Raw genomic sequence first — 24,669 nt, 5'->3', positions numbered from 1 at the left:
GAAAACGTTTAACACCGCACCAGACAAGGCTTTGTCACTTTAAAAAATCCACCACGGGTCACATTTTTTGTGTAGAATACGCGCCCACAAGAGAGCGTCGCGTCAAGCGGGCATTTCCTAAAACGCTTTTGCCTGTCGGCAGGTTTTTCAGGCGAGAGCGGTTTGCGAAATCCCCCACTTCCATTTATTTGGGGACTCTCTGTGTTGAGCCTCGCCTCCCATGGAACGGTCCCCGTTATGCTGAGGACGATAGTGTGATGGAACAAGCTCGACCCATTCGCCGTGCACTGCTGAGTGTGTCTGACAAGACTGGCATCCTGGAATTTGCCAAGGCACTCAACGAACGTGGCGTGGCCCTGCTCTCCACCGGCGGTACCGCCAAGCTGCTGGCCGACGCCGGTCTGCCGGTGACCGAGGTCTCCGATTACACGGGATTCCCTGAAATGATGGATGGCCGGGTCAAGACCCTGCATCCCAAGGTCCACGGCGGCATTCTCGGCCGGCGCGAGCAAGACGACGCCATCATGGCCCAGCACGCTATCTCCCCCATCGACATGGTCGTGGTCAACCTCTATCCCTTCGCCGCGACCGTCGCCAAGCCCGGTTGCACCCTGGCCGATGCGGTCGAGAACATCGACATCGGCGGCCCGACCATGGTTCGCTCCGCCGCCAAGAACCACAAAGATGTGGCCATCGTGGTCAAGGCTGCCGACTATGACCGCGTCATCCGCGAGATGGATGGCAACGGCAACAGCCTGAAACTGGCCACCCGTTTCGATCTGGCCATTGCCGCCTTCGAGCACACCGCCGCCTACGACGGCATGATCGCCAACTACTTCGGCACCATGGTTCCCTCTTACGGTGACAACAAGGAGGGTGACGAGGAGTCCCGCTTCCCGCGCACCTTCAACAGCCAGTTCATCAAGAAGCAGGACATGCGCTACGGCGAGAACAGCCACCAGGCCGCCGCCTTCTATGCCGAGGAGCAGGCCGCACCGGGCTCGGTGGCGAGCGCCATCCAGCTGCAGGGCAAGGCCCTCTCCTACAACAACATCGCCGACACCGACGCGGCGCTGGAGTGCGTCAAAGAGTTCGACCAGCCGGCCTGCGTCATCGTCAAGCACGCCAATCCGTGCGGCGTGGCCATCGGCAGCGACCTGCTGAGCGCCTACGAGCGCGCCTGGCAGACCGACCCCACCTCCGCGTTTGGCGGCATCATCGCCTTCAACCGTGAACTGGATGGTGCCACCGCCAAGGCCATCGTCGAGCGCCAGTTCGTCGAGGTGATCATCGCCCCCACCGTCAGCCAGGCTGCCCGCGACGCGGTCGCCGCCAAGCAGAACGTGCGCCTGCTCGAGTGCGGTCAGTGGACTGCACCGGCGCAAGGCTTTGACTTCAAGCGCGTCAACGGCGGGCTGCTGGTGCAGGAGCGCGACCTTGGCATGGTGACGCTCGGGGATCTGACCGTGGTCAGCAAGCGTCAGCCCACCGAGGCTGAGCTGAACGATCTGCTGTTCTGCTGGAAGGTGGCCAAGTTCGTCAAATCCAACGCCATCGTCTATGCCAAAGACGGCCAGACCATCGGCGTCGGCGCCGGCCAGATGAGCCGCGTCTACTCTGCCAAGATCGCCGGCATCAAGGCCGAGGATGAAGGGCTGACCGTGGCGGGCTCCGTCATGGCTTCCGACGCCTTCTTCCCGTTCCGCGACGGCATCGACGCCGCAGCGGCAGCCGGCATCTCCTGCGTCATCCAGCCCGGTGGCTCGATGCGCGATCAGGAGGTGATCGACGCTGCCGACGAACACGGCATGTGCATGCTGTTCACCAACATGCGCCACTTCCGTCACTGATGGATCAGGGCCGCCACCGGCGGCCCTTTTGTTGTCTCTTTTCACCTGGCTATTTTCACCGGCGCAGGCCCCAGGCCCGCCAGTGACCCCGAATAGAAGCGAGCGATACGATGAAAGTACTGATCATTGGCAACGGCGGCCGTGAACACGCCCTGGCCTGGAAGGCCAAGCAATCCCCTCTGGTGACCCGGGTCTTCGTCGCCCCCGGCAATGCTGGCACCGCCCATGAAGGGAGCATCGAGAACGTGGCCATCTCGGCCACCGACATCCCGACCCTGCTGGCGTTTGCCAAGGAGCAGCGCATCGGTCTGACCATCGTCGGGCCGGAAGCGCCGCTGGTGAAGGGGGTGGTCGATGCGTTCCGCGCCGAGGGGCTGGCCATCTTCGGCCCGACCGCCGCCGCCGCCCAGCTGGAAGGTTCCAAGGCGTTTGCCAAGGATTTTCTGGCCCGCCACGCCATCCCGACCGCCGAGTACCAGAACTTCACCGAGGTGGAGCCGGCGCTGGCCTACCTGCGCGAGAAGGGCGCTCCCATCGTCATCAAGGCTGACGGCCTGGCTGCCGGCAAGGGGGTCATCGTTGCCATGACCCTGAGCGAGGCGGAAGAGGCGGTCCGCGACATGCTCTCCGGCAACGCCTTTGGCGACGCCGGGGCCCGGGTGGTGATCGAGGAGTTTCTGGACGGGGAAGAGGCGAGCTTCATCGTCATGGTGGACGGCGAGCACGTGCTGCCGATGGCCACCAGCCAGGATCACAAACGGGTGGGTGATGGCGATACCGGCCTCAACACCGGCGGCATGGGCGCCTACTCCCCCGCTCCCGTGGTCACGGCCGACGTCCACCGCAAGGTGATGGAGCAGGTGATCATGCCGACCGTGCGCGGCATGGCGGCCGAGGGCAACGTCTACACCGGTTTCCTCTACGCCGGTCTGATGATCGACGGCCAGGGCAACCCCAAGGTGATCGAGTTCAACTGCCGCTTCGGCGATCCCGAAACCCAGCCCATCATGCTGCGCATGCGCTCCGATCTGGTGGAGCTCTGCCTGGCCGCCTGCGCCGGCAAGCTGGATCAGGTCGAAGCCATCTATGACCCCCGCGTCGCCATCGGCGTGGTGCTGGCGGCGGGCGGCTACCCCGGCGACTATCAGCAGGGCAAGCCCATCAGCGGCCTGCCGGTGGAAGAGGCGAGCGGCGAGAAGGTATTCCACGCCGGCTCTCAGCTGGAAGGCGATACCGTGGTGACCGCCGGTGGCCGCGTGCTGTGTGCCACTGCCCTCGGCCATAGCGTAGCCGAGGCACAAAAGCGGGCCTATCAGCTGGCGGGTCGTATCAAGTGGGACGGCGTCTTCTACCGTCACGACATCGGCTGGCGCGCCATCGAGCGTGAACAGCAGCAGTAATGAACAGGGCCCGCAAGGGCCCTCTCTTTATCCGGCGTTATCTCGCGGTCGCGCAGCCCGGCGGATGGCCCGAATGGCCTGGTTCGCTTGGTTCAGCAACTTCCTTACATATCCCCCTTCCCTGTTACCCTTTGTGACAAAAAACAGCAATATTCACAAACAGTTCACGCACTGTCATGGCATCATGCCTGTAATGAATCCAAACAAGGGTTCATAAGAAGCCACTTAGAATCGATAAGCATGTCGTTTAAATAAGGAAATCCCATGTTGAAAACTGTTCGCCCCCTGTTGCTGCCCCTGATGTTTGGCCTGATGACCCTGCCCGCCATGGCCGGTGAGCTGGAACAGCCGATGAAGAAGATCGGCTTCAACTACAAGCAGGCGGTCAAGGCCGACGATGCCGCCACCATGGAAAAATACATCAACGAGATGAAGGCGCAGTTCGACATCGCCAAGCAGAAGAACATGCCGGCCGCCAAGAAAGAGAAGTTCCTGGAAGGCATGAACGAAGTGCAGACCGAGCTGGATGCCAGCCTGGCAGCCCTCAAGGCGGGTGACGAAGCCAAGGCGCGCGAGCACCTGGCCAAGGTCAACGACCTGAAGAAGGAGTACCACAAATATGCCAAGCAAAAAGGCTGATCCCTTCCACTGGGATAGTCTGGTCCGCCTCACCCACTGGGGTGTGGCGGCCATCTGTATCGGCAACCTCTGGCTCAACGAGGCGGGCGAGGAGTGGCACGAACGGCTGGGTTACCTGGCCATCGCCCTGATCAGCCTGCGCCTGGCGTGGGGGCTCTCGTTTGCCAAGGGCCATGCCCGGTTGCGAGCCCTCATCCCAAGCCGGGAAGATTTTCGCCAGCAAGCGGTGGAGCTGCGCGAGCGCACGCCACCGGCCCCCGGTCACCACGGCAGCGGCAAGCTGGCGGTCTGGACGCTCTGGCTGCTGATCCTGGCCACCGCCGGCACCGGCTGGTTTCAGAATACCGAGATGGGGTTCGAGCTGGGAGCGGACGACTGGCACGTCTGGTGTACCTGGGCCCTGCAGGGCATGATAGCGCTGCACCTGCTGGCCATCCTGTTCACCTCCTGGCGCCAGCGCAGCAATCTGGTGAAACGCATGTTGCCAAGGCGCCGTGACAAGGCCCGGGCCTTGCCGCAGGAATCCGACGCCTGAATACTCATGGGGCCCTGCCGGGCCCCTGTTCATTGCTCTGCCACTCCCCAGATCCCACACTACCCGCCGGTCCCCGGCTCTTGCCCTCTCTTTCGCCACTTGCATCGCTAGGAGCCATGAAAGCATTTTCATTCACATTTCTTAATTAATTCAGGCTGTTCGATTTTCAACCACGGCGATTTCATGAATGCTACTGAGCTGAACGAGGTTGTTCGTTGTCCGTTCGACTACACGACAGTGATATGTCAATAACAAGATCGAAGGGAAAATCGTCATGCACAGCACACTGCTTCGAACCGCCCTGCTGACGGCGGCACTCGGCTCTTTCAGCCACACTGCCACCGCCGAAGGGGTCATGGTTCACCTGTTCCAATGGAAGTTCAACGATATCGCCAACGAGTGCGAAACCGTGCTCGGACCCAAGGGGTTCGGGGGCGTCCAGATCACCCCACCCGCCGAGCACAAGCAGGGCAGCCAGGTCTGGTGGACCGTCTATCAACCCGTCAGCTTCAAGAATTTCAACAGTTTCGGCGGTAGCGAGGCGGAACTCAGAAGCATGATCGCCCGCTGCAATGCAGCCGGGGTCAAGGTCTATGCCGACGCCGTCTTCAACCAGCTGGCATCGGGCTCAGGCACCGCCACCGGTGGCGGCAGCTACAACGCGGGGCAATATCAGTATCCCCAGTTCGGCTACAACGACTTCCACCACAGCGGCGACATCACCAACTACGGCAACAGCAACAACGTCTGGAATGGCGCCCTCTACGGCATGCCGGACCTCAATACCGGCTCTCCCTACGTGCAGGATCAGATCGCCACCTACATGAAGACCCTGCTCGGCTGGGGCGTGGCCGGCTTTCGCATCGATGCGGCCAAGCACATGGCCCCGACCGACGTGAAGGCCATCCTCGACAAGGCGGGCAGCCCCAAGGCCTACCTGGAGGTGATCGGCGCAGGCGGGGAGTCTCCCGACATCCAGCCCGGGCGCTACACCTACATCGATACCGTCACCGACTTCAAATACGGCACCGATCTGGCCGCCAACTTCAACGGCCAGATCAAGAACCTCAAGACGCTGGGCGAGAGCTGGGGCCTGCTCCCCTCCGCCAAGGCCTTCGTCTTCGTGGTCAACCACGACCGCGAACGCGGCCACGGCGGGGGCGGCATGCTCACCTTCATGAGCGGTGCTCGCTACGATCTGGCCAACACCTTCATGATGGCCTGGCCCTATGGCTGGAAGCAGGTGATGTCGGGCTATCGCTTCGAAAACATGAGTACCTATGAAACCGACAAGGGGGCACCGGGCAGCACACCTTGCTCGGACAGCCAGTGGAACTGCGAACAGCGCCGGCCGACCATCATGAACATGGCCCTGTTCCACAACCGGACCGAAGGCCAGCCGGTCAGCAACTGGTGGGACAACGGCAACAACCAGATCGCCTTCGGCCGCGGTGACAAGGGCTTCGTCGCAATCAACAACGAGAGCGGCAGCCTGGTGGCCTCGCTGCAGACCGCGCTGCCGGCCGGTGAGTACTGCAACCTGCTGGGGGGCAATGACTACTGCAGCGGCGGCTATGTCACCGTCGACGGCAGTGGCAAAGCCAGCTTGAATGTTCCCGGCATGAAGGCGGCCGCCATCATTGCCGGTTGCACCAAGGCCAGCCCCTGCGGTGGTTCCGCCCTGCCGGGCACCAAGTTCAGCAGCATGAACCTGCGCGGTACCCACAACGCCTGGGGCAACACCCCCATGACCGTCGATGCCAACCGTGTCTGGTCAGCCACCCTCACCCTGACCGGCAACGGTGATGCCACCGGCGTCCAGCGCTTCAAGTTCGACGTCTTCGGCAACTGGGCCGAGAACTACGGCGACAACGAAGGGGATGGCATCGCCGACAAGGGCAGCAGCAAGGATATCCTAGTCAGCGGGGCGGGCAGCTACCGCATCACCCTGAACGAAAGCGATCTGCGTTACACGGTAACCCTCCTCACCAGCAACCAGGCACCGGTGGCCGCCCTCTCTCCCAAAACCCTCAGCGTCAAGGCGGGTGAGAGCGTGGTGTTCGATGCCTCCGCCTCCCGCGACGACGGGGGCGTGGTGAGCTACAGCTGGTCCAGCGGTGGCACCGCCGCCACCGAGACGGTCCGGTTCGATACGCCGGGTACCCATATCGTGACGGTCACCGTGACCGATGCAGAAGGGTTGACCGCCAGTGCCAGCGCTACCGTGACCGTCACCGACGACAACGGCACCTACGCCAGCGTGCTGCCCACCCTGAATTTCCGCGGCACTCCCAATGCCTGGGGATCCCTTGCCATGACGCTGGTCGCCGACAATCAGTGGGAGGCTCTGGTCACCTTCGATGGTCAGGCAAACCAGCGCTTCAAGTTCGACGTCAAGGGGGACTGGGCCCAGAACTACGGTGACACCAACAAGGATGGGGTGGCCGAACTGGCCGGCAGTGACATCCTGACCTCGGTCACCGGCCAGTACCGGGTACGCTTCAACGATCAGACCCTGCAATACAGCCTGACCCCGGTCAGCGTCGGCTACGCGAAGAACTTCGTCAGCCTCAACATTCGCGGCACCACCAACAATTGGGGTTCCACCCCCATGTCGCTGGTAGGCGATCACCTCTGGCAGGCCAGCGTCACCTTCACCGGTATCGGCGATGGCAACGGTGGTCAGCGCTTCAAGTTCGACGTCAAGGGCGACTGGGCCCAGAACTACGGCGACACCAACAGGGACGGTGTGGCCGAGCAGGCCGGCGCCGACATCACCACGGCACTGGCCGGTGTCTATGTGGTGCGCTTCAACGACCAGACGCTGGCCTATAGTCTGAACGCCCAGTAAGGCTACACTCGGTCACCAGCCCCTGGAGCATTTACCCAGGCCTCCCACCATCGGCGGGAGGCCTTTCTTATGGCGTCATGCCACCGCCTCCAGCCGGCAGCTCAGCAGGCTGATGACCTGGCACCATGCCCAGGCTCATCCCAAACCATGCCATCCCTCGACGCCGAGAAAAGGCGCGCTCAAGGTCACAGTGCATCGCACGCAAGCTGAACGGCATGACCACATGACAAGCCTGCCCGGCAGGCTCGGACGAGAGGTTCAGGCTATCCCCTCCTCGTTCAGAAAGCCGCCACAGCGAGGCTTTGCGATGCCTCACGGTGCAAAACCTTGTCCGGTTCTGGCTGTTTGAATTGCACTATACGCCGCACTCTAGGCCGCACCATGGAGCGCATGCCCAGGGCCGGCGCCGGTGAACGCCAGAAACGACAAAGCCGCTCAAGAGAGCGGCTTTGTCTGAAAATGGTGGCCCCTGGGGGACTTGAACCCACGACCAATCGATTATGAGTCGACTGCTCTGACCAACTGAGCTAAGGGGCCATTGATACTGGTTTGCGGCGTGGATTATAGGGGATGGCGGATACCCCGTCCATAGGCATATCAACCACTTGGCGAGATTTCATCCATATTCAAGCGGTTCCGTGACTCATCTTCACGCCCCGTCACCACAGATAAAACAAAGCCCCGCATGGCGGGGCTTTTTGACAGCGGTTACGGGTTGGACCCGCCCGGGATTACTCGTCCAGGAAGCTGCGCAGTACTTCGGAGCGGCTCGGGTGGCGCAGCTTGCGCAGAGCCTTGGCTTCGATCTGACGAATACGCTCACGGGTAACGTCGAACTGCTTGCCCACTTCCTCGAGGGTGTGGTCAGTGTTCATGTCGATACCGAAGCGCATGCGCAGTACCTTGGCCTCACGGGCGGTCAGGCCGGCCAGCACTTCGCGGGTGGCGTTGCGCAGGCTCTCGCTGGTAGCAGCATCCGCTGGCAGAGCCAGGGTGGTATCTTCGATGAAGTCGCCCAAGTGGGAATCTTCATCATCACCGATGGGCGTCTCCATGGAGATGGGCTCTTTGGCGATCTTCAATACCTTGCGGATCTTGTCTTCCGGCATGCCCATGCGCATGGCCAGCTCTTCCGGGTTCGGTTCACGACCCATCTCCTGCAGCATCTGACGGGAGATACGGTTGAGCTTGTTGATGGTCTCGATCATGTGTACCGGGATACGGATGGTACGGGCCTGATCCGCGATGGAGCGGGTAATGGCCTGACGGATCCACCAGGTCGCATAGGTCGAGAACTTGTAGCCACGACGGTATTCAAACTTGTCTACCGCCTTCATCAGACCGATGTTGCCCTCCTGGATCAAATCCAGGAACTGCAGACCACGGTTGGTGTACTTCTTGGCGATGGAGATAACCAGACGCAGGTTGGCCTCGACCATCTCTTTCTTGGCGCGGCGAGCCTTGGCCTCACCGATACTCATGCGACGGTTGATGTCCTTGATCTGGGCGATGGACAGACCGGTCTCTTCCTCGATCTGCTGCAGCTTGCCGATGGCGCGCAGCACATCTTCGTCCATCTCGACCAGACGCGGTGACCAGGCCTTGCCGGCCTGCTTCTGGTATTCGAACCAGGCAGTTTCGCACTCGTTGTTGGTGAAGGCCGCGACGAAGGTCTTCTTCGGCATCTTGGCCTGCTCAACGCAGAGTTTCATGATGATGCGTTCCTGCACGCGGACCCGCTCCATCATCTCGCGCATGTTGTTGACCAGGCGATCGAACTGCTTGGGCATCAGGCGGAATTGACGGAACACATCGGCCAGCTGGGCAATCGCAGCCTGAGTATCTTCGTGCGCACGACCATTCTGCTGAATGGAGAGACGGGTTACTTCGTACTGGGCGCGCAGATCACCGAACTTCTCACGAGCGACTTCCGGATCCGGACCACCGTCACCATCATCGTCGGAGTCATCACCATCACCGTCTTCGTCTTCATCTTCGTCTTCGTCTTCGTCAGCCAGATCTTCTTCGCTGAGCTCGGAGCCGATGTGAGTGGCGGTCGGAGCGACGTCATCGGTCTCGTTAGGATCGATGAAGCCGGAAATGATGTCGGACAGACGCAGCTGTTCCGCTTCGTATTTGTCGTATTGCTCAAGCAGATAGGTAATCGCTTCCGGGTACTCGGCGACGGAGCTTTGTACCTGGTTGATACCGTCTTCGATTCGCTTGGCGATGTCGATTTCGCCTTCGCGAGTCAACAGTTCGACGGTACCCATTTCCCGCATGTACATGCGGACGGGATCGGTCGTACGACCAATCTCGGATTCAACAGATGCCAGTGCCTGGGCCGCTGCTTCGGCAGCGTCCTCATCGGCGGTACCACCTTCAGCCATGATAAGGTCATCGGCATCCGGGGCGTTTTCCACCACTTGGATGCCCATGTCGTTGATCATCTGGATGATGTCTTCGATCTGGTCAGAGTCGACAATGTCTTGCGGGAGGTGATCGTTCACCTCGGCATAGGTCAGGTAGCCCTGTTCTTTACCTTTGGCAACGAGGAGTTTAAGCTGAGACTGCGGGGTTTGCTCCATAGAACTCATCCGGTTGGTGTTGCTAGGTTGCGCGTACAGTGCGCTGCTGCGCAAATAGCCAATTCTAATAGAAAACCGCCAGACATGCTATGTCTGGTTGCGGCGTCGGTCATGAGAAACCCCTGCCCGCAGTATTGTCGGGGCCAGGCGGTTATAAAATGTTTGCTTTTAATCCCGTCGATTCGGGCAACGGTATTCATATTGGGGTTAATCACTCAAATATCAAGCCCCACTCTCATTTCTTTTCTCAATTTGCACCTCTCTGATCAGCATCATCAGCTCCTGAGTTTCCTCAGAGCTTAGCCCTTCCTGCGCCACCTTGGCCTGCAATTCCTCGATGCGCTGCTTCAGGAACAGGTTGATGAAACCGACGAAAGTATCCTGCAATTCTCCCAGAATATCCGGCTCCTGGTCGAGTTTTACCTCTTCAAACAGATCATGCATTGCCAGTTGCGCCAGGATCTCTCCCTCTTTGGTGCCACGCCAGTGCTCCAGCAGGATGCCCGTCGTGACCCCGGGCTGAGTCAGGATCTGTTGATGCAACTGCAGCAGGAATCGGATGCCCTGCAGGCGCAGTCCGGCCAGTTCAGGCATGGCCGGCAGCTCGGCCGTGATCGCCGGATACTGCACCATCAGTGCCAGCGCCCGGCGCAGCGGCGTCAGCTTGGCCGCCTTGGGCTTGTTGACCTCGGCCTTCGGCTGACTGTTGCGGGCAAACAGTTCCGCGATCCGCTGCTTGTTCTCCCCCCAACGCATCATGCTGGAGAGTCGGGTGATCAACCCTTCGCGCGTGAACCCTTCCGGGACTCGCCGGATCAGCTCGGCGGCCTTGTTGGCCACTTCGAACTTGCCAGCCTCACCGGAAAGTGCCGCATCGCGCCCGAGGCGCTCAAACATGAAGTCAGCGAACGGCTGGGCCTGGTCGAGCAGAGCTTCAAATCCCTCCTTGCCGATCTGGCGCACCAGCGAGTCGGGATCCTCCCCATCCGGCAGAAACACGAACTTGAGTTCACGGCCGTCCTGCAGGTGGGAAAGCGCATTGTCCAGCGCCCGCCAAGCGGCTTCCCGACCGGCGTTGTCGCCGTCGTAGCAGCAGACGACCTCGGCCGTGGTGCGAAACAGGGTATGGATATGGTCGCTGGTGGTCGCGGTACCCAGCGCCGCCACCGCATAATCGATGTCGTACTGACCGAGCGCCACCACATCCATATAGCCTTCCACCACAAGGATCCGGCGCGGATCCTTGTGTGCCTGCTTGACCTCGTAAAGGCCGAACAACTCCCGCCCCTTGTGGAAGATGGGTGTTTCCGGCGAGTTCAGGTACTTGGGCGTCCCCTCCCCCAGTACCCGGCCACCGAAACCGATGACCCGGCCACGCTTGTCACGGATCGGAAACATGATGCGATCGCGAAAGCGATCATAGCTGCCGGGCCCGCTGTCACGAGTGATCAGCATGCCGCCCGAGATGAGCAACTGCTCGTGCTCCCGGCTGGCGCCAAAGCGCCGACGCACCTGATCCCAATCGGCAGGGGCATACCCGATGTTGAAGCGTTTGACCACTTCACCGGTCAGACCACGCCCCTTCAAGTATTCCACCGCCTGCGGCGCACTCTTGAGATTGCTCTCGTAGAAGCGGGCGATCTGGTTCATCAGCTCGAACAGATCCTTGCTGACCGCAGGTTGGCTGCTGCTCGCCCCGCCTGCTGTCTGCTCACGGGGAACCTGCATGCCGTGCAGGCTGGCAAGTTCCTCAATGGCATCGGGAAATTCGAGCCCGTCATACTCCATGACAAAGCCGATGGCATTGCCGTGAGCGCCGCAACCGAAGCAGTGATAGAACTGCTTCTCCTGACTGACAGTAAAAGAGGGGCTTTTTTCGTTATGAAAAGGGCAGCAAGCCTGGTAGTTCTTACCGGCTTTCTTCAGTCGCACCCGCGAGTCGATCAACTCGACGATATCGGTGCGTACGAGCAGATCATCGATGAAGGATTGTGGGATCCTGCCTGCCATAACCGTCCTGTTTCATTGCATAGAAAATAAAAAAGCCGCGCATTCCCAGGGAAGCACGGCTTCTTTGACCAAACAAGAGAGTTGCCTGTTACGCCAAGCGGGTTTTCACCTGAGCACTGACGGCGCCGACATCGGCACGCCCCTGAATTTTCGGCTTCAAGACAGCCATGACTTTGCCCATGTCAGCCATGACGGCAGCACCACTTTCAGCGATGGCTTGCTCAATCAGTGCGGCAATTTCAGCTGCAGTCAGCTGTTGCGGCAGGAACTCCTGCAACACAACGATCTCTGCGGACTCTTTGTCGGCAAGATCCTGGCGACCGGCAGCTTCGAATTGACTGATGGAATCACGACGCTGTTTGACCATTTTGGTCACCACAGCGAGGATATCCTGATCATTGAGCTCGACACGGGTATCAACTTCACGTTGCTTGATTTCAGCCATCAACAAACGGATCGCTCCCAAGCGAGCCTTGTCTTTGGCAAGCATGGCGAGTTTTTGTTGATCCTTGAGTTGATCCTTCAGCGACACGGCATGAACCCTTGATTAGTACAGGCGGATACGACGTGCGTTTTCGCGGGACAGCTTCTTGGCGTGACGCTTAACGGCAGACGCTTTGGCACGCTTGCGAATGGTAGTCGGCTTCTCGTAGAACTCACGGCTACGAACTTCGGACAGGATACCGGCTTTTTCGCAAGAACGCTTGAAGCGACGCAGAGCAACGTCAAACGGCTCATTTTCACGGACTTTGATTACTGGCATGTGCCTTTCACCTCAGTGATAAATTGTTAGCTGACCTTCAATCGATCAGCATGTCTTAAAATGGTGCGAAATTATACTCTGGACAGGGAATGAAAGTAAACCCGCAGAGATCGCTCTGGTTTAAAAAACCCGCGAAGGTTACCATAGCCGTCTCATTTTAGCAGTGAAATTTTTTAGCAATGCGTGTATTGGGCATAGAGACATCCTGTGACGAAACCGGGATCGCGATCTTCGACGATCAAAAAGGGATCCTTTCCCACCAGTTGTATAGCCAGGTCAAGCTGCATGCGGACTACGGCGGCGTCGTTCCCGAGCTGGCCAGCCGGGATCACGTCCGCAAGACGATCCCCTTGATCCAGGCCGCGTTGCGAGAGGCGGGACTGGGCAAAGATGACATCGACGGCATCGCCTACACCGCAGGTCCGGGCCTGGTTGGCGCCATTCTGGTGGGGGCGACCATAGGCCGCTCGCTGGCGATGGCCTGGAACAAACCGGCCATTGCCGTGCACCACATGGAAGGCCACCTGCTGGCGCCCATGCTGGAAGAGCGAGCCCCCGAGTTTCCCTTCGTGGCGCTGCTGGTCTCCGGCGGCCACTCCATGCTGGTACGGGTCGATGGCATCGGCAGCTACCAGCTGCTGGGCGAGTCGATCGATGATGCTGCCGGCGAGGCGTTCGACAAGACGGCCAAGCTGATGGGACTGGATTACCCAGGTGGCCCACTGCTCTCCCGGCTGGCCGAGAAGGGCACCACTGGACGCTTCACCTTCCCGCGTCCCATGACCGACCGCCCCGGGCTCGACATGAGCTTCTCCGGCCTCAAGACCTTCGCCGCCAATACCATCGCCGCCAACGGTGATGATGAACAGACCCGCGCCGATATCGCCCGAGCATTTGAAGACGCGGTAGTCGACACCCTGGCCATCAAGTGTCGCCGTGCCTTGAAGGAGACCGGCCTCAATCGCCTGGTGGTGGCCGGCGGCGTCAGCGCCAACCGTCACCTGCGCGCCCAGCTGGCCGAGCTGATGGAGAGCCTCAAGGGGGAAGTGTTCTACCCGCGCACCGAATACTGCACCGACAATGGCGCCATGATCGCCTATGCCGGCATGCAACGCCTGAAAGCCGGGGTGTTCGAGCCACTGGCGGTCAAGGCCGTGCCGCGCTGGCCGCTGGACACCCTGGATCCGGTTTGATCCAGCGGATCCTGCAGACATGAAAAAGGGGCCTTTGGCCCCTTTTTGTTTTGCTTGGTAAGCATCTCCACTCACTCGCAACCCTTAGTTGGTACGGAACAGCGCCTCGATGGAAAGCCCCTGCCCCAGCAGGATCTCCCGCAAGCGGCGCAGCCCTTCTACCTGGATCTGGCGAACCCGCTCGCGGGTCAGTCCAATCTCGGCGCCCACGTCTTCCAGAGTCGCCGGCTCATAGCCGAGCAGACCAAAGCGACGGGCCAGCACCTCGCGCTGTTTGGGGTTCAGCTCCTCAAGCCAGTGCACTATGCTGGCGCGCATGTCGTCATCCTGGGACTCCAGCTCAGGCCCCATGCCGCGCTCGTCGGAGAGCACATCCAGCAGCGCCTTGTCGCGATCGCCACCGATAGGGGTATCGACCGAGGTGATCTTCTCGTTGAGCTTGAGCATGCGATTCACATCGTCTACCGAACGATCCAGCGCGAAGGCGATATCTTCCGCCGTCGGTTCGTGATCGAGCCGATGGGAGAGTTCGCGGGCGGTGCGCAGATAGACGTTCAGCTCCTTGACCACATGGATGGGCAGACGGATGGTACGGGTCTGATTCATGATGGCCCGCTCTATGGTCTGACGGATCCACCAGGTCGCATAGGTAGAGAAGCGGAACCCACGCTCGGGATCGAATTTCTCGACTGCGCGGATAAGGCCGAGGTTGCCCTCTTCAATGAGATCGAGCAACACCAGGCCGCGGTTGTTGTAGCGACGGGCGATCTTGACCACCAGTCGCAAATTGGACTCGATCATGCGCTTGCGGGCGGCTTTGTCACCTCGCAAGGCACGACGGGCGTAATAGACTTCTTCTTCGGCGGTGAGCAGCGGGGAGAAGCCAATCTCCCCCAGATAGAGCTGGGTGGCGTCCATCACCTTGTTCAGTTCAGGCGCCATCAGTTCATCGGAAATCGTCTCTTCGGCCTCGGCCGCTACTTCCTGAACCTCTTCCTCTTCGTGGGTCTCCAGCTCTTCGTCGAACTCTAACTCTGCATCCTGCATAACCAGTTGTTCTTGGCTCATGGCGTGTCTCCCTGACCGGCACCAGAGTAAGACTTAACTCTCTGGGTCTAACGCTTTGGCAAATGGCTCATCGGGTTAATCGACTTGCCTCTGTACCGGATTTCAAAGTGCAATCGCACATCCGGCGCGTCCGTGCTACCCATGTTGGCAATGACTGATCCGCCTTTGACGCTGTCCCCTTCCTTCACTCGCAACTCATCGTTGTGAGCGTAAGCAGAGAGGTAGTCATCATCATGCTTGAGAATGATCAGCTTGCCATAACCCCTCAGTGCGCTACCGGCATAGACGACCTTGCCGCCGCTCGCCGCGTAGATGGGTTGTCCCTTCTGACCGGCGATATCTATGCCCTTGTTACCCTGTTCTGCAACAGAGAAACCTTCGACGATCCGGCCCTTGGTAGGCCAGTGCCAAGATAGCTTGCTGTAGGAATTGTCTGATTTTTGTTCTTTTACCTGAGCGTATTCTTTTGAAGATGGCTGAGCAATCGTTTTCTGTTTGATAAATGGAGTGGTCGTACCTGAGGTCGCTGGCGCCAGGGGTTTGGGGCCGGAGCTCTGGGTCACCACCGGGCGAGTCGCAGCCACCATCTGGCCACTGCCGCTGCTGGCGGACTGTACATTCAGCACCTGCCCGACCTGCAGGGCGTAGGGCGCCTGCAGATTGTTGCTTTGTGCCAGTGTCTGATTCGACATGCCAAACTGGCGGCCAATGCTGCTCAGCGTATCCCCTGGACGGACCTGATAGGTACCTGCACTGCGCGCAACAGCCATGGTGCTGCCGGAGGCATCGAGCCGGATCTGTTGACCCGGATAGATGTTGTAGGGGGGGCTGATGCCGTTGAGACTGGCCAGCGAGGGCACGTCATTGCCCGAATTGAAGGCGATGGAGTAGAGGGTGTCCCCTTTTTTCACCGTGTAGCTGTTGCCCTGAATGGCGGGCTGGGCCGCCATCTGGCGAGCCGGAATAGTAGAGACGAGACCATCATTGCCCAATCCTTGTACCGGAGCAGCAGTCTTACTGGAAGAGCAAGCGAGCAGCAGCCATGACAACACGACGACACTGCTTCCTTGCCAAACACGCGAACGCATAGTGGATCCTTTAACGACTAAACCAGAAATAGGCCACAACGGCCAAACCAATACAGAGCCAACCCAGCACATCCACATAGTGCATCAGCTTGCGCTCCATCTTCTCGCCCCCCCAGCGCATCAGGCCTGCCACCAGGAAAAAGCGCATGCCACGCCCGATCAGCGAGGTCACGATGAAGGGCAGCAGCGCCATTTGCAACAGGCCTGCCGTCACGGTAAACACCTTGTAGGGGATCGGCGTGAAACTGGCAATAAAAATCACCCAGATGCCCCACTGCTCGAACCATTGCCGGGCCAGGGCAATCTTGTCTTCATAACCCACCGAGACCACCAGCGGCTGGACCACCGGCTCCCACAGGGCATAACCGAGCAGATAGCCGAACAGCGCGCCCAGCACGGAGAACAGGGTCGCAAGTGCGGCGTAGTGCCAGGCCTTGTGCGGTCTGGCCAGCGCCATGGGCGCCAGCATCACGTCCACCGGAATGGGCCAGAACACCGACTCGATGAAGGCGGTGATCGCCAGATACCAGGGGGCATACTTGTGGCGTGCCCACTGCATCACCAGCACATAGAGGCGGGAAAACAACTTCACTCGACATCTCCGTCAATCAGGGGGACGAAACGGACCGGCTCCAGGATCCGGCTGGTCAGCTGGGAGCCCGACCGCTCGATCAGCTGCAGGGTCTGCTGGCTGTCCCCCACCGGCAGCACCAGCCGGCCACCGTCAGCCAGCTGGTCGGTGAGGGCCGTCGGCACCTCGCTGGCGGCAGCCGTCACCAGAATGGCGTCGAAGGGCCCCTTGTTGGGCCAGCCCAACCAACCATTGCCGTGCTTGGCGGAGACATTGTGCAGATCGAGCTGACGCAGCCGGCGCCGGGCCTGGAACTGCAGCGACTTGATCCGCTCCACCGTATAGACGTGCTCCACCAGATGAGCCAGCACCGCCGTCTGGTAACCCGAGCCAGTGCCGATCTCCAGCACGTGGGCCGGATCGTTCTGGATCAGCAGCTCGGTCATCCGCGCCACCATATAGGGTTGCGAGATGGTCTGACCGTGGCCGATGGGCAACGCCGTATTGTCCCAGGCCTTGTGGGCCATGGCTTCATCCACGAACAGCTGGCGCGGCACCTTGGCAATCGCCGCCAGTACGCGGAAATCGCGAATGTCCTGCGCGATCAGCTGGTTTAACAGGCGCTGTACGATCACACCTTCATCCCTGCAGGTCCAACCAAGCCCCCAGCCCCGCCAGACTGCTGTAGGCAGTCATATCGATGGTCAGGGGGGTGATCGAGACGTAGCCCTGCTCGATGGCGGCGAAATCCGTGCCTTCGCCCGCATCTTGCTGGCTGCCGGGGGGGCCAATCCAGTAGATGGGCTGGCCACGGGGATCCTCGCTGCATATGACCGACTCCGCCCGGTGGCGGTTGCCAAGGCGCGTCACCCTGATCCCCTTGATCTGGTCGAGGGGCAGGTCCGGCACATTGACGTTGAGGATCTGATCGGCGGGCAGCGGGTGCACCATCATGCCCCTCACCAGCTGGGCGGCGTAGTGGGCCGCCGTGGCGAAATGGGTCTTGCCTACCAGCGAGATGGCCAGCGAGGGGAAGCCGAGGTGGCGTCCCTCGGTTGCCGCCGCCACCGTGCCCGAGTAGATGACATCATCCCCCAGGTTGGCACCGTGGTTGATGCCGGCCACCACCATGTCGGGCTCCGGGCGCACCAGCTCGTTGACCGCCAGGTGCACGCAGTCGGTCGGCGTGCCCTTCACCGCATGATATCCGGTTTCGGCGATGCGGGTGACCCGCAGAGGCACTTCCAGCGTCAGGGAATGACTCGCCCCGCTGCGATTGCGATCCGGCGCCACCACGATGACCTCGCCACAGGCAGCCAGCGCTTCGCTGAGGGCCCTTATGCCCTCCGCATGCACACCGTCATCATTACTGACCAGAATTCTCATCGGACTGATTCCTGAAACCATGATCGGCCTCTTCGGCCTGCATTAACTCGCGCACCACGCTGGTGGCAAACGCCCCGGCCGGCAGGAAGAACGACAGGGTCAGCACGGCCCCCTCCAGCTGCCAGCTCATGGCTTGCGGCTTGAGCAGCAGCGGGCGGCGGTCCTGATCCAGCCCGGCTTTTTCCAGGCCGTCACACCAATCGTGATAGGGAGCCAGCACGCTCTGTTCGAACTCGGCGGCGGCACCCTGGCTGGCCAACCGGCCACGGCCCCACTGGGGCGCGGTGAGCTGCACGTCGCCGGAGGCCAGACGCGCCTCCAGCTCAGGGGTCACGCCCTCTTCGCTGAAGATGGAGTGGCTGCCCTTGAGCATCACGCAATCACCGGCCAGCAGCTGGTGAGCCAGCCCCTGCTCGATGCGGGCGCTGACGATGGCATTGAACAGCATGCTGCGGGCAGCGGAGAGATAGAGAGAGCGCTTGTTGCGATCCTTGATCCGCTTGCCGGCGAACATCGCCTTGGCCGCCTCCAGGTTGTTGCCGCCCCGGCCGAAACGCTGCTCGCCGTAATAGTTGGGCACCCCCTGCTCAGCGATGGCCTGCAGGCGGGATTCCAGACCGTCGGCCTGCTCCAGTCCGGTGAGGCGCAGGGTGAAGTGGTTGCCCTTGAGATAGCCGACCCGCAGCTTCTTGTTGTGGCGCTTCACCTGCAGGATCTGGATGCTGTCGCTCTCGATGACGGAGAGATCAGGTTCTGCCTTGCCCGGCAGATGAATGCCGAACCACTGTTCGGTCACCGCGTGGCGGTCTTTCAGCCCGGCCCAGGTCACCGCATTGCGGTTGACCCCTGCCGCATCGGCCAGCAGGCCAGCCACCCAGGCGGTATTCTCCCCGGTTTTACGCACCCGGACGAAGATGTGCTCCCCCTCGCCGCAGGGTTCAAACCCGAGATCTTCATTGACCACAAAATCGGCGGCTTGCGCCTTGAGGATGCCACGGGCAGTCGGCATCCCGTGCAGATAGGCAAGTTGTTCCAGCATTATTGTTTCACCAGTAAGACGACGGCTTCGGTGGCGATCCCTTCCTTGCGCCCCGTGAATCCCAGCTGTTCGGTGGTGGTCGCCTTGACGTTCACCCGGTTCAAGTCACATTGCAGATCGGCGGCCAGCACGGCGCACATGGCTTCGATATGCGGCGCCATCTTGGGCGCCTGGGCAATGATGGTCACATCCAGGTTGCCGATGGCATAGCCTGACTGCTGCACCCGGGCAAACACGTCCCGCAGCAGGATGCGGCTGTCGATCCCCTTGAACTCGGCCGCCGTGTCGGGAAAGTGACGACCGATATCGCCGGCACCGATGGCGCCGAGCAGCGCATCGCTCACCGCGTGCAGCACCACGTCACCATCGGAGTGCGCCAGCAGGCCCTGCTCATACGGCACCGCCACCCCGCCCAGCATGCAGGGGCCAACCCCACCAAACTTGTGTACATCAAAACCATGTCCAATCCGGATCATGCCAGCTCCTCTGTGGGTGAATCGGGTTGCGCCGGCTGGCGCGCGTTCTGTTGCTGCAAATAGAGCCCCGCCAGAGAGAGATCCTCCGGCCGGGTCACCTTGATATTGTCGGCTCGTCCTTCCACCATCCGCACCGTGAAACCGGCACGCTCCATGGCGGAGGCCTCGTCGGTGATGGTGGCCCCCAGCGCCAGCCCCTCTTCCAGTGCCCGCAACAGAGGACGGGTGGGAAACATCTGAGGGGTCAGGGCATGCCAGAGCTGCTCGCGATCGACGGTGGCGAGGATGTTGCCCGCTCCGTCGGTACGCTTCATGGTGTCGCGCACCCGGCTGCCGAGGATTGCGCCATCACAGGCCATGGCGGTGGCAATCAGGGCATCGAGATCGCCGTGGGTCAGACAAGGGCGGGCGGCGTCGTGCACCAGTACCCACTCCCCTGCGGCCACATGCAATGCATTGAGCACGGAAAAGGCCCGCTCGGCGCCCCCCTCCACTCGCAGGATCCTCGGATCGGCGGCCACGGCCAGGGCGTCGAACCAGCGGTCATGGGGAGCCAGCGCCACGATCACCTGAGCGATGGCCGGATGGGAAAGCAGCCGGGTCAGGGTATGTTCCAGAATGGTCAGACCCGCCAGCTGCAGATACTGTTTGGGGCACTCGGCCCCCATTCGGCTGCCGATGCCCGCGGCCGGGACGATGGCGGTCAGCACGGGGCGGAGATCAGTCATCGTAGGCTGCATCTCCGGAGCTGGAACCCTTGTCTTTGTCCTTGGGGATGATCCGATAGAAGGTCTCGCCCTGCTTGATGTAGCCAAGATCGTTGCGCGACAGCTCCTCGATGGCTTCCAGGCCCGAGGTCAGATCGTCGATCTCGCGATAAATCAGGTTGTTGCGATCCTTGAGTACCAGATTGTCCTGCTGCTGCCGGGTGATGGCATCGGACAGCTCATGATAGTCAGACAGGCCGTTCTTCCCCAGCCAGAGGTCATATTGAAGCCCCCCCAACAGGAGAAGCAGGATAAGAGTGAGTAGCCGCATGCACTGAGTCTCCTTCAAGCGGCCTAGTTTCCCATATTCGCAGGCAAGACAAAAGAAAGCCTGTGCCCCGGATGGGTTGGGCCGGAATAAAAAATGCAGAAACCCGCCGTGGCGGCGGCAGAAACGAAAAAGCCCCGCCGATTGGCGGGGCTTTGCAAAGCGTGGAAGCAGGCGAAAATTAAGCCTGGTTCTTCACTTCTTTCAGACCACGGAACGGAGCCTTGGCACCCAGCGCTTCTTCGATACGGATCAGCTGGTTGTACTTGGCAACACGGTCAGAACGGCTCATGGAACCGGTCTTGATCTGGCCAGCAGCGGTACCAACGGCCAGGTCGGCGATGGTCGCGTCTTCGGTCTCACCGGAGCGGTGGGAGATGACGGCAGTGTAGCCAGCGTCTTTGGCCATCTTGATGGCAGCCAGAGTTTCGGTCAGGGAACCGATCTGGTTGAACTTGATCAGGATGGAGTTGGCGATGCCGTTGTCGATACCGCGCTTCAGGATCTTGGTGTTGGTTACGAACAGGTCGTCACCCACGATCTGGATTTTCTTGCCCAGTTCAGCAGTCTGGTAAGCGAAACCGTCCCAGTCAGATTCGTCCAGGCCATCTTCGATGGAGACGATCGGGAACTTGGTGGTCAGGTCAGCCAGGAAGTCGGAGAAACCGTTGGAGGTGAAGACACGACCTTCGCCTTTCAGGTTGTACTCTTTCTTCTCTGCGTCGTAGAACTCGGAAGCAGCGCAGTCCATAGCCAGGGTGATGTCGGTGCCCAGTTTGTAACCGGCAGCAGCAACGGCTTCGGCGATCACTTCCAGCGCTTCGGCGTTGGATTTCAGGTTCGGAGCGAAACCACCTTCGTCACCAACGGCAGTGTTGTAGCCCTTGGACTTCAGCACTTTGGCCAGGTTGTGGAACACTTCAGCGCCCATGCGGACAGCTTCTTTCAGGGTCTTGGCGCCAACCGGCTGGATCATGAACTCCTGGATGTCGACGTTGTTGTCGGCGTGCTCACCACCGTTGATGATGTTCATCATCGGCAGCGGCATGGAGTAGACACCCGGGGTGCCGTTCAGCTCGGCGATGTGGGCGTACAGCGGCATGCCTTTGGCAGCAGCGGCAGCTTTGGCGTTGGCCAGGGAAACAGCCAGGATGGCGTTGGCGCCGAACTTGGATTTGTTCTCGGTACCGTCGAGGTCGATCATGATCTGGTCGACAGTGGCCTGGTCCTTGGCATCTTTACCCAGCAGAGCTTGAGCGATCGGGCCGTTTACGGCTTCGAGAGCTTTCAGCACGCCTTTACCCAGGAAACGGCTCTTGTCGCCGTCACGCAGTTCCAGCGCTTCGCGGGAACCGGTGGACGCGCCAGACGGAGCGGCTGCCATACCAACAAAACCACCTTCCAGGTGAACTTCGGCCTCAACGGTCGGGTTACCACGGGAGTCGATGATTTCACGACCGATCACTTTAACGATCTTGGACATGTGTATTTCCTCAGGTTTCGTAAAAAAACAACAAAAATATGCCAAAAAAAGCGGCTGCGGCACAGGGCCCCAACCGCATTTATTTTCAATTACTTCAGATTACGCTTCTGATACTCGCCTGCCGCCTTCACAAAACCGGCGAACAGGGCGTGGCCATCACGGGGAGTCGAGGTGAACTCCGGGTGGAACTGCGCGGCCACGAACCAAGGGTGATCCGGGATCTCGATAATTTCCACCAACTTCTTGTCGGCAGAGAGACCGGTCACTTTCAGGCCTGCTGCTTCAATCTGCGGCAGCAACTTGTTGTTCACTTCATAACGGTGACGGTGGCGCTCGTAAATGGTCGGGCTGCCGTACATCTGGCGTACCTTGGAACCTTCCACCAGGTGGCAGAGCTGGGAACCCAGACGCATGGTACCGCCCAGATCGGACTTCTCGGTACGAGTCTCGACGTTGCCTTCGTCATCCACCCACTCGGTGATGAGACCCACCACCGGATAGGCACAATCCTTCTTGAACTCGGAAGAGTGAGCCCCTTCCATGCCTGCCACGTTGCGGGCGAATTCGATCATGGCAACCTGCATGCCGAGGCAGATACCCAGGTAGGGGATCTTGTTCTCGCGAGCATACTGGGCCGCCTGAATTTTGCCTTCCACGCCGCGCTCACCGAAGCCACCCGGTACTAGGATCGCGTCCAGACCTTCCAGCAGCTCGGCGCCACGGGTCTCGATGTCCTGGGAATCGATGTACTTGATGTTGACGGACAGACGGGTCTTCAGGCCACCGTGCTTGAGCGCCTCGTTGACGGACTTGTAGGCATCCGGCAGGGATACGTACTTGCCGACCATGCCGATGGTCACTTCTGCAGTCGGGTTGGCCTCTTCATAGATGACCTGTTCCCACTCGGCCAGATCGGCCTCCTTGCACTCCAGACCGAAACGCTCGGTGAAGTAGGAGTCCAGATTCTGGGACTTGAGCAGTGCCGGGATCTTGTAGATGGAGTCGACGTCTTTCATGGAGATGACGGCGCGCTCCGGCACGTTGCAGAACAGGGCGATCTTGGCGCGCTCAACGGCCGGAATGGCACGGTCGGAGCGGCAGATCAGCACGTCTGGCTGGATACCGATGGAGAGCAGCTCTTTGACGGAGTGCTGGGTCGGCTTGGTCTTCACTTCACCGGCGGCAGCCAGGTAAGGAACCAGCGTCAGGTGCATGAACATGGCATTGTTGCGGCCCACTTCGGCAGCCAGCTGACGAATGGCTTCGAGGAACGGCAGGGACTCGATGTCGCCCACGGTACCGCCCACTTCGACGATGGCAACCTGATGGCCTTCGGCACCGGCAATCACCCGCTCCTTGATGGCGTTGGTGATGTGCGGGATCACCTGAATGGTGGCGCCCAGATAGTCACCACGGCGCTCTTTGCGCAGCACGTCCGCATAGATGCGACCGGTGGTGAAGTTGTTGCGGCGGGTCATCTTGGTGCGGATGAAACGCTCGTAGTGGCCCAAGTCCAGATCGGTCTCGGCCCCGTCCTCGGTTACGAACACTTCACCGTGCTGGGTCGGGCTCATGGTGCCCGGATCCACGTTGATATAGGGGTCCAGTTTCATGATGGTCACATCCAGACCACGGGCTTCCAGAATGGCTGCCAGAGAAGCTGCGGCAATGCCTTTGCCGAGGGATGAAACAACGCCACCAGTTACAAAAATATATTTTGTCGTCATGCTGAACCTGAAAGAAGTTTAGGGAATTTTAAGGGGTGCTTCGGGGATGAAGCAGGACGGGGAAACAGTATACCAAAACCCCCTCTCCCAAACAATGAACAAAAATCTATCAGGCTCCCGGCGCCCCCATCTTGCGCCAAATCAACTTTGTTCGGTTTCCTTGGCCCTGTCCCAGGCGGCATCGAGCTTTTCCAGCGAACAGTCGCTCACTTTCAGCCCTTCTGCGGCGATAAACTGCTCAACCTGACGAAACCGGCGTTCGAACTTGGCGTTGGCGCCCCGCAGCACCTGCTCCGGATCCTTGCCCAGATGGCGTACCAGATTGACGGTGGCGAACAAGAGATCGCCGAGCTCATCGCTCACCCGCGCCTCGTCCACGTCGGCCATCAGCGCCTCTTCCATCACCTCGTCGATCTCCTCGTGGATCTTGTCCACCACCGGGCCCAGGGTCTTCCAATCGAAGCCGACGGTGGCGCAGCGCTTCTGGATCTTGGCGGCGCGGGTCAGGGCCGGCAGCGAGAGAGGGATGTCGTCGAGCACGCTCTCCTTGTCGAGCGCGGCACGCTCTTTGGCCTTTTCTGCCTCCCAGTTCACCTTCACCGCCTGCTCGTCACCAAGGTCGGCATCGGAGAAAACGTGGGGATGGCGGCGAATGAGCTTCTCGCTCACCGTATCGACGATATCGGCAAAATCGAACAGCCCCTGTTCCTTGCCGAGCTGCGCATAGAACACCACCTGGAACAGCAGATCGCCCAGTTCACCCTTTAATCCGTCCCAATCCTGGGTTTCGATGGCATCGGCCACCTCGTAGGCCTCCTCCAGGGTGTGCGGCACTATGGTCTGGAAGCTCTGCTTCAGATCCCAGGGGCAACCCCCGTTCGGGTCGCGCAATCTGGCCATGATGTCGAGCAGTTGAGGCAGGTCGTAACGTTGGGACATGGGATATTCGCTTCTTGATTCGTAACGC

The 24,669-nt window shown here is 60.3% G+C and carries 22 protein-coding genes and 1 tRNA gene; 6 read left to right on the top strand and 17 right to left on the bottom strand.

Annotated features, from left to right (window positions below; translation table 11 throughout):
* Nucleotides 1–257 precede the first annotated feature (257 nt).
* From purH to E5E97_RS08680, 5 genes are all read left to right on the top strand, one after another.
* The gene (gene purH / locus E5E97_RS08700; protein ID WP_011704787.1) at nucleotides 258–1,850 is read left to right on the top strand and encodes a bifunctional phosphoribosylaminoimidazolecarboxamide formyltransferase/IMP cyclohydrolase; all 1,593 of its coding nucleotides are present in this window, start codon (nucleotides 258–260) and stop codon (nucleotides 1,848–1,850) included.
* Nucleotides 1,851–1,960: 110 nt separating this feature from the next.
* Nucleotides 1,961–3,250: a phosphoribosylamine--glycine ligase gene (gene purD, locus E5E97_RS08695; protein ID WP_171280168.1), complete on the top strand. Its 1,290-nt coding sequence runs from the start codon at nucleotides 1,961–1,963 to the stop codon at nucleotides 3,248–3,250.
* 264 nt (nucleotides 3,251–3,514) lie between these two features.
* Complete coding sequence (locus E5E97_RS08690; protein WP_011704785.1) at nucleotides 3,515–3,889, top strand: cytochrome b562; 375 nt, start codon at nucleotides 3,515–3,517, stop codon at nucleotides 3,887–3,889.
* Nucleotides 3,870–4,424, top strand: coding sequence for a cytochrome b/b6 domain-containing protein (locus E5E97_RS08685; RefSeq protein ID WP_043165776.1), 555 nt, complete (start codon nucleotides 3,870–3,872; stop codon nucleotides 4,422–4,424). The genes E5E97_RS08690 and E5E97_RS08685 overlap by 20 nt, the downstream gene beginning before the upstream one ends.
* Before the next feature lie 274 nt (nucleotides 4,425–4,698).
* A complete protein-coding gene (locus tag E5E97_RS08680) occupies nucleotides 4,699–7,275 on the top strand; it encodes an alpha amylase C-terminal domain-containing protein (RefSeq protein ID WP_171280167.1) in 2,577 nt (858 codons plus the stop codon).
* A 460-nt stretch (nucleotides 7,276–7,735) separates the two neighbouring features.
* On the opposite strand, the gene E5E97_RS08675 is transcribed toward E5E97_RS08680, so the two are convergent.
* From E5E97_RS08675 to rpsU, 5 genes are all read right to left on the bottom strand, one after another.
* A tRNA-Ile gene (locus E5E97_RS08675) sits at nucleotides 7,736–7,812 on the bottom strand.
* Between the two features lie 194 nt (nucleotides 7,813–8,006).
* Nucleotides 8,007–9,902, bottom strand: coding sequence for an RNA polymerase sigma factor RpoD (rpoD, locus tag E5E97_RS08670; RefSeq protein ID WP_263642045.1), 1,896 nt, complete (start codon nucleotides 9,900–9,902; stop codon nucleotides 8,007–8,009).
* Nucleotides 9,903–10,085: 183 nt separating this feature from the next.
* Entirely contained in the window at nucleotides 10,086–11,873 is a 1,788-nt protein-coding gene (dnaG, locus tag E5E97_RS08665; protein ID WP_041217120.1) for a DNA primase, read from the bottom strand.
* A gap of 88 nt (nucleotides 11,874–11,961) precedes the next feature.
* Entirely contained in the window at nucleotides 11,962–12,405 is a 444-nt protein-coding gene (locus E5E97_RS08660) for a GatB/YqeY domain-containing protein (RefSeq protein ID WP_016349543.1), read from the bottom strand.
* 15 nt (nucleotides 12,406–12,420) lie between these two features.
* Nucleotides 12,421–12,636 carry a 30S ribosomal protein S21 gene (rpsU, locus tag E5E97_RS08655; RefSeq protein ID WP_005309452.1) on the bottom strand — a complete coding sequence of 72 codons (216 nt, stop codon included), beginning with the start codon at nucleotides 12,634–12,636 and terminating at the stop codon, nucleotides 12,421–12,423.
* Between the two features lie 179 nt (nucleotides 12,637–12,815).
* Here rpsU and tsaD point away from each other — a divergent pair, with 179 nt between their 5' ends.
* Complete coding sequence (gene tsaD / locus E5E97_RS08650) at nucleotides 12,816–13,829, top strand: tRNA (adenosine(37)-N6)-threonylcarbamoyltransferase complex transferase subunit TsaD (RefSeq protein ID WP_024946180.1); 1,014 nt, start codon at nucleotides 12,816–12,818, stop codon at nucleotides 13,827–13,829.
* An 84-nt stretch (nucleotides 13,830–13,913) separates the two neighbouring features.
* Here the strand turns inward: tsaD and rpoS are convergent, their stop codons facing one another.
* The 12 genes from rpoS to mazG all read right to left on the bottom strand — a co-directional run bounded on the left by rpoS (nucleotide 13,914) and on the right by mazG (nucleotide 24,641).
* Nucleotides 13,914–14,897 carry an RNA polymerase sigma factor RpoS gene (rpoS, locus tag E5E97_RS08645; protein ID WP_011704778.1) on the bottom strand — a complete coding sequence of 328 codons (984 nt, stop codon included), beginning with the start codon at nucleotides 14,895–14,897 and terminating at the stop codon, nucleotides 13,914–13,916.
* A 47-nt stretch (nucleotides 14,898–14,944) separates the two neighbouring features.
* Nucleotides 14,945–15,985, bottom strand: a complete 1,041-nt coding sequence (locus E5E97_RS08640) for a peptidoglycan DD-metalloendopeptidase family protein (protein ID WP_026080441.1) — start codon at nucleotides 15,983–15,985, stop codon at nucleotides 14,945–14,947.
* A 10-nt stretch (nucleotides 15,986–15,995) separates the two neighbouring features.
* The gene (locus E5E97_RS08635; protein ID WP_016349540.1) at nucleotides 15,996–16,577 is read right to left on the bottom strand and encodes a YqaA family protein; all 582 of its coding nucleotides are present in this window, start codon (nucleotides 16,575–16,577) and stop codon (nucleotides 15,996–15,998) included.
* Nucleotides 16,574–17,191, bottom strand: coding sequence for a protein-L-isoaspartate(D-aspartate) O-methyltransferase (locus E5E97_RS08630; protein WP_011704775.1), 618 nt, complete (start codon nucleotides 17,189–17,191; stop codon nucleotides 16,574–16,576). The genes E5E97_RS08635 and E5E97_RS08630 overlap by 4 nt, the downstream gene beginning before the upstream one ends.
* 4 nt (nucleotides 17,192–17,195) lie before the next feature.
* The gene (surE, locus tag E5E97_RS08625) at nucleotides 17,196–17,942 is read right to left on the bottom strand and encodes a 5'/3'-nucleotidase SurE (protein WP_029305164.1); all 747 of its coding nucleotides are present in this window, start codon (nucleotides 17,940–17,942) and stop codon (nucleotides 17,196–17,198) included.
* Complete coding sequence (gene truD / locus E5E97_RS08620) at nucleotides 17,923–18,981, bottom strand: tRNA pseudouridine(13) synthase TruD (RefSeq protein WP_118881860.1); 1,059 nt, start codon at nucleotides 18,979–18,981, stop codon at nucleotides 17,923–17,925. The genes surE and truD overlap by 20 nt, the downstream gene beginning before the upstream one ends.
* The gene (gene ispF / locus E5E97_RS08615) at nucleotides 18,981–19,457 is read right to left on the bottom strand and encodes a 2-C-methyl-D-erythritol 2,4-cyclodiphosphate synthase (RefSeq protein ID WP_016349536.1); all 477 of its coding nucleotides are present in this window, start codon (nucleotides 19,455–19,457) and stop codon (nucleotides 18,981–18,983) included. Before ispF ends, truD begins: the two co-directional genes overlap by 1 nt.
* The gene (gene ispD / locus E5E97_RS08610) at nucleotides 19,454–20,185 is read right to left on the bottom strand and encodes a 2-C-methyl-D-erythritol 4-phosphate cytidylyltransferase (RefSeq protein ID WP_118881861.1); all 732 of its coding nucleotides are present in this window, start codon (nucleotides 20,183–20,185) and stop codon (nucleotides 19,454–19,456) included. Before ispD ends, ispF begins: the two co-directional genes overlap by 4 nt.
* A complete protein-coding gene (ftsB, locus tag E5E97_RS08605) occupies nucleotides 20,178–20,495 on the bottom strand; it encodes a cell division protein FtsB (RefSeq protein ID WP_011704770.1) in 318 nt (105 codons plus the stop codon). Before ftsB ends, ispD begins: the two co-directional genes overlap by 8 nt.
* A 178-nt stretch (nucleotides 20,496–20,673) precedes the next feature.
* The gene (gene eno / locus E5E97_RS08600; protein WP_011704769.1) at nucleotides 20,674–21,975 is read right to left on the bottom strand and encodes a phosphopyruvate hydratase; all 1,302 of its coding nucleotides are present in this window, start codon (nucleotides 21,973–21,975) and stop codon (nucleotides 20,674–20,676) included.
* 89 nt (nucleotides 21,976–22,064) lie between these two features.
* On the bottom strand, nucleotides 22,065–23,702 hold the full coding sequence (pyrG, locus tag E5E97_RS08595; protein ID WP_017410643.1) for a glutamine hydrolyzing CTP synthase: 1,638 nt from the start codon (nucleotides 23,700–23,702) through the stop codon (nucleotides 22,065–22,067).
* Nucleotides 23,703–23,843: 141 nt separating this feature from the next.
* Nucleotides 23,844–24,641 (bottom strand): nucleoside triphosphate pyrophosphohydrolase, encoded by a 798-nt coding sequence (gene mazG / locus E5E97_RS08590; protein WP_011704767.1) that lies wholly within the window; start codon nucleotides 24,639–24,641, stop codon nucleotides 23,844–23,846.
* Between the last annotated feature and the right edge of the window lie 28 nt (nucleotides 24,642–24,669).

This window comes from Aeromonas sp. 2692-1 (genome assembly GCF_013085505.1).
Classification (GTDB): domain Bacteria; phylum Pseudomonadota; class Gammaproteobacteria; order Enterobacterales; family Aeromonadaceae; genus Aeromonas; species Aeromonas hydrophila.
The sequence above is the reverse complement of the archived record's forward strand: the minus strand, read 5'-3'. Positions and strand labels throughout refer to the sequence as shown.

Coding starts and splice junctions, on each gene's coding strand:
- purH (WP_011704787.1), top strand. CDS start 258: ATGGAACAAGCTCGACCCATTCGCCGTGCACTGCTGAGTGTGTCTGAC.
- purD (WP_171280168.1), top strand. CDS start 1,961: ATGAAAGTACTGATCATTGGCAACGGCGGCCGTGAACACGCCCTGGCC.
- E5E97_RS08690 (WP_011704785.1), top strand. CDS start 3,515: ATGTTGAAAACTGTTCGCCCCCTGTTGCTGCCCCTGATGTTTGGCCTG.
- E5E97_RS08685 (WP_043165776.1), top strand. CDS start 3,870: ATGCCAAGCAAAAAGGCTGATCCCTTCCACTGGGATAGTCTGGTCCGC.
- E5E97_RS08680 (WP_171280167.1), top strand. CDS start 4,699: ATGCACAGCACACTGCTTCGAACCGCCCTGCTGACGGCGGCACTCGGC.
- dnaG (WP_041217120.1), bottom strand. CDS start 11,873: ATGGCAGGCAGGATCCCACAATCCTTCATCGATGATCTGCTCGTACGC.
- rpsU (WP_005309452.1), bottom strand. CDS start 12,636: ATGCCAGTAATCAAAGTCCGTGAAAATGAGCCGTTTGACGTTGCTCTG.
- tsaD (WP_024946180.1), top strand. CDS start 12,816: ATGCGTGTATTGGGCATAGAGACATCCTGTGACGAAACCGGGATCGCG.
- rpoS (WP_011704778.1), bottom strand. CDS start 14,897: ATGAGCCAAGAACAACTGGTTATGCAGGATGCAGAGTTAGAGTTCGAC.
- E5E97_RS08640 (WP_026080441.1), bottom strand. CDS start 15,985: ATGCGTTCGCGTGTTTGGCAAGGAAGCAGTGTCGTCGTGTTGTCATGG.
- surE (WP_029305164.1), bottom strand. CDS start 17,942: ATGAGAATTCTGGTCAGTAATGATGACGGTGTGCATGCGGAGGGCATA.
- truD (WP_118881860.1), bottom strand. CDS start 18,981: ATGCTGGAACAACTTGCCTATCTGCACGGGATGCCGACTGCCCGTGGC.
- ispF (WP_016349536.1), bottom strand. CDS start 19,457: ATGATCCGGATTGGACATGGTTTTGATGTACACAAGTTTGGTGGGGTT.
- ispD (WP_118881861.1), bottom strand. CDS start 20,185: ATGACTGATCTCCGCCCCGTGCTGACCGCCATCGTCCCGGCCGCGGGC.
- ftsB (WP_011704770.1), bottom strand. CDS start 20,495: ATGCGGCTACTCACTCTTATCCTGCTTCTCCTGTTGGGGGGGCTTCAA.
- eno (WP_011704769.1), bottom strand. CDS start 21,975: ATGTCCAAGATCGTTAAAGTGATCGGTCGTGAAATCATCGACTCCCGT.
- pyrG (WP_017410643.1), bottom strand. CDS start 23,702: ATGACGACAAAATATATTTTTGTAACTGGTGGCGTTGTTTCATCCCTC.
- mazG (WP_011704767.1), bottom strand. CDS start 24,641: ATGTCCCAACGTTACGACCTGCCTCAACTGCTCGACATCATGGCCAGA.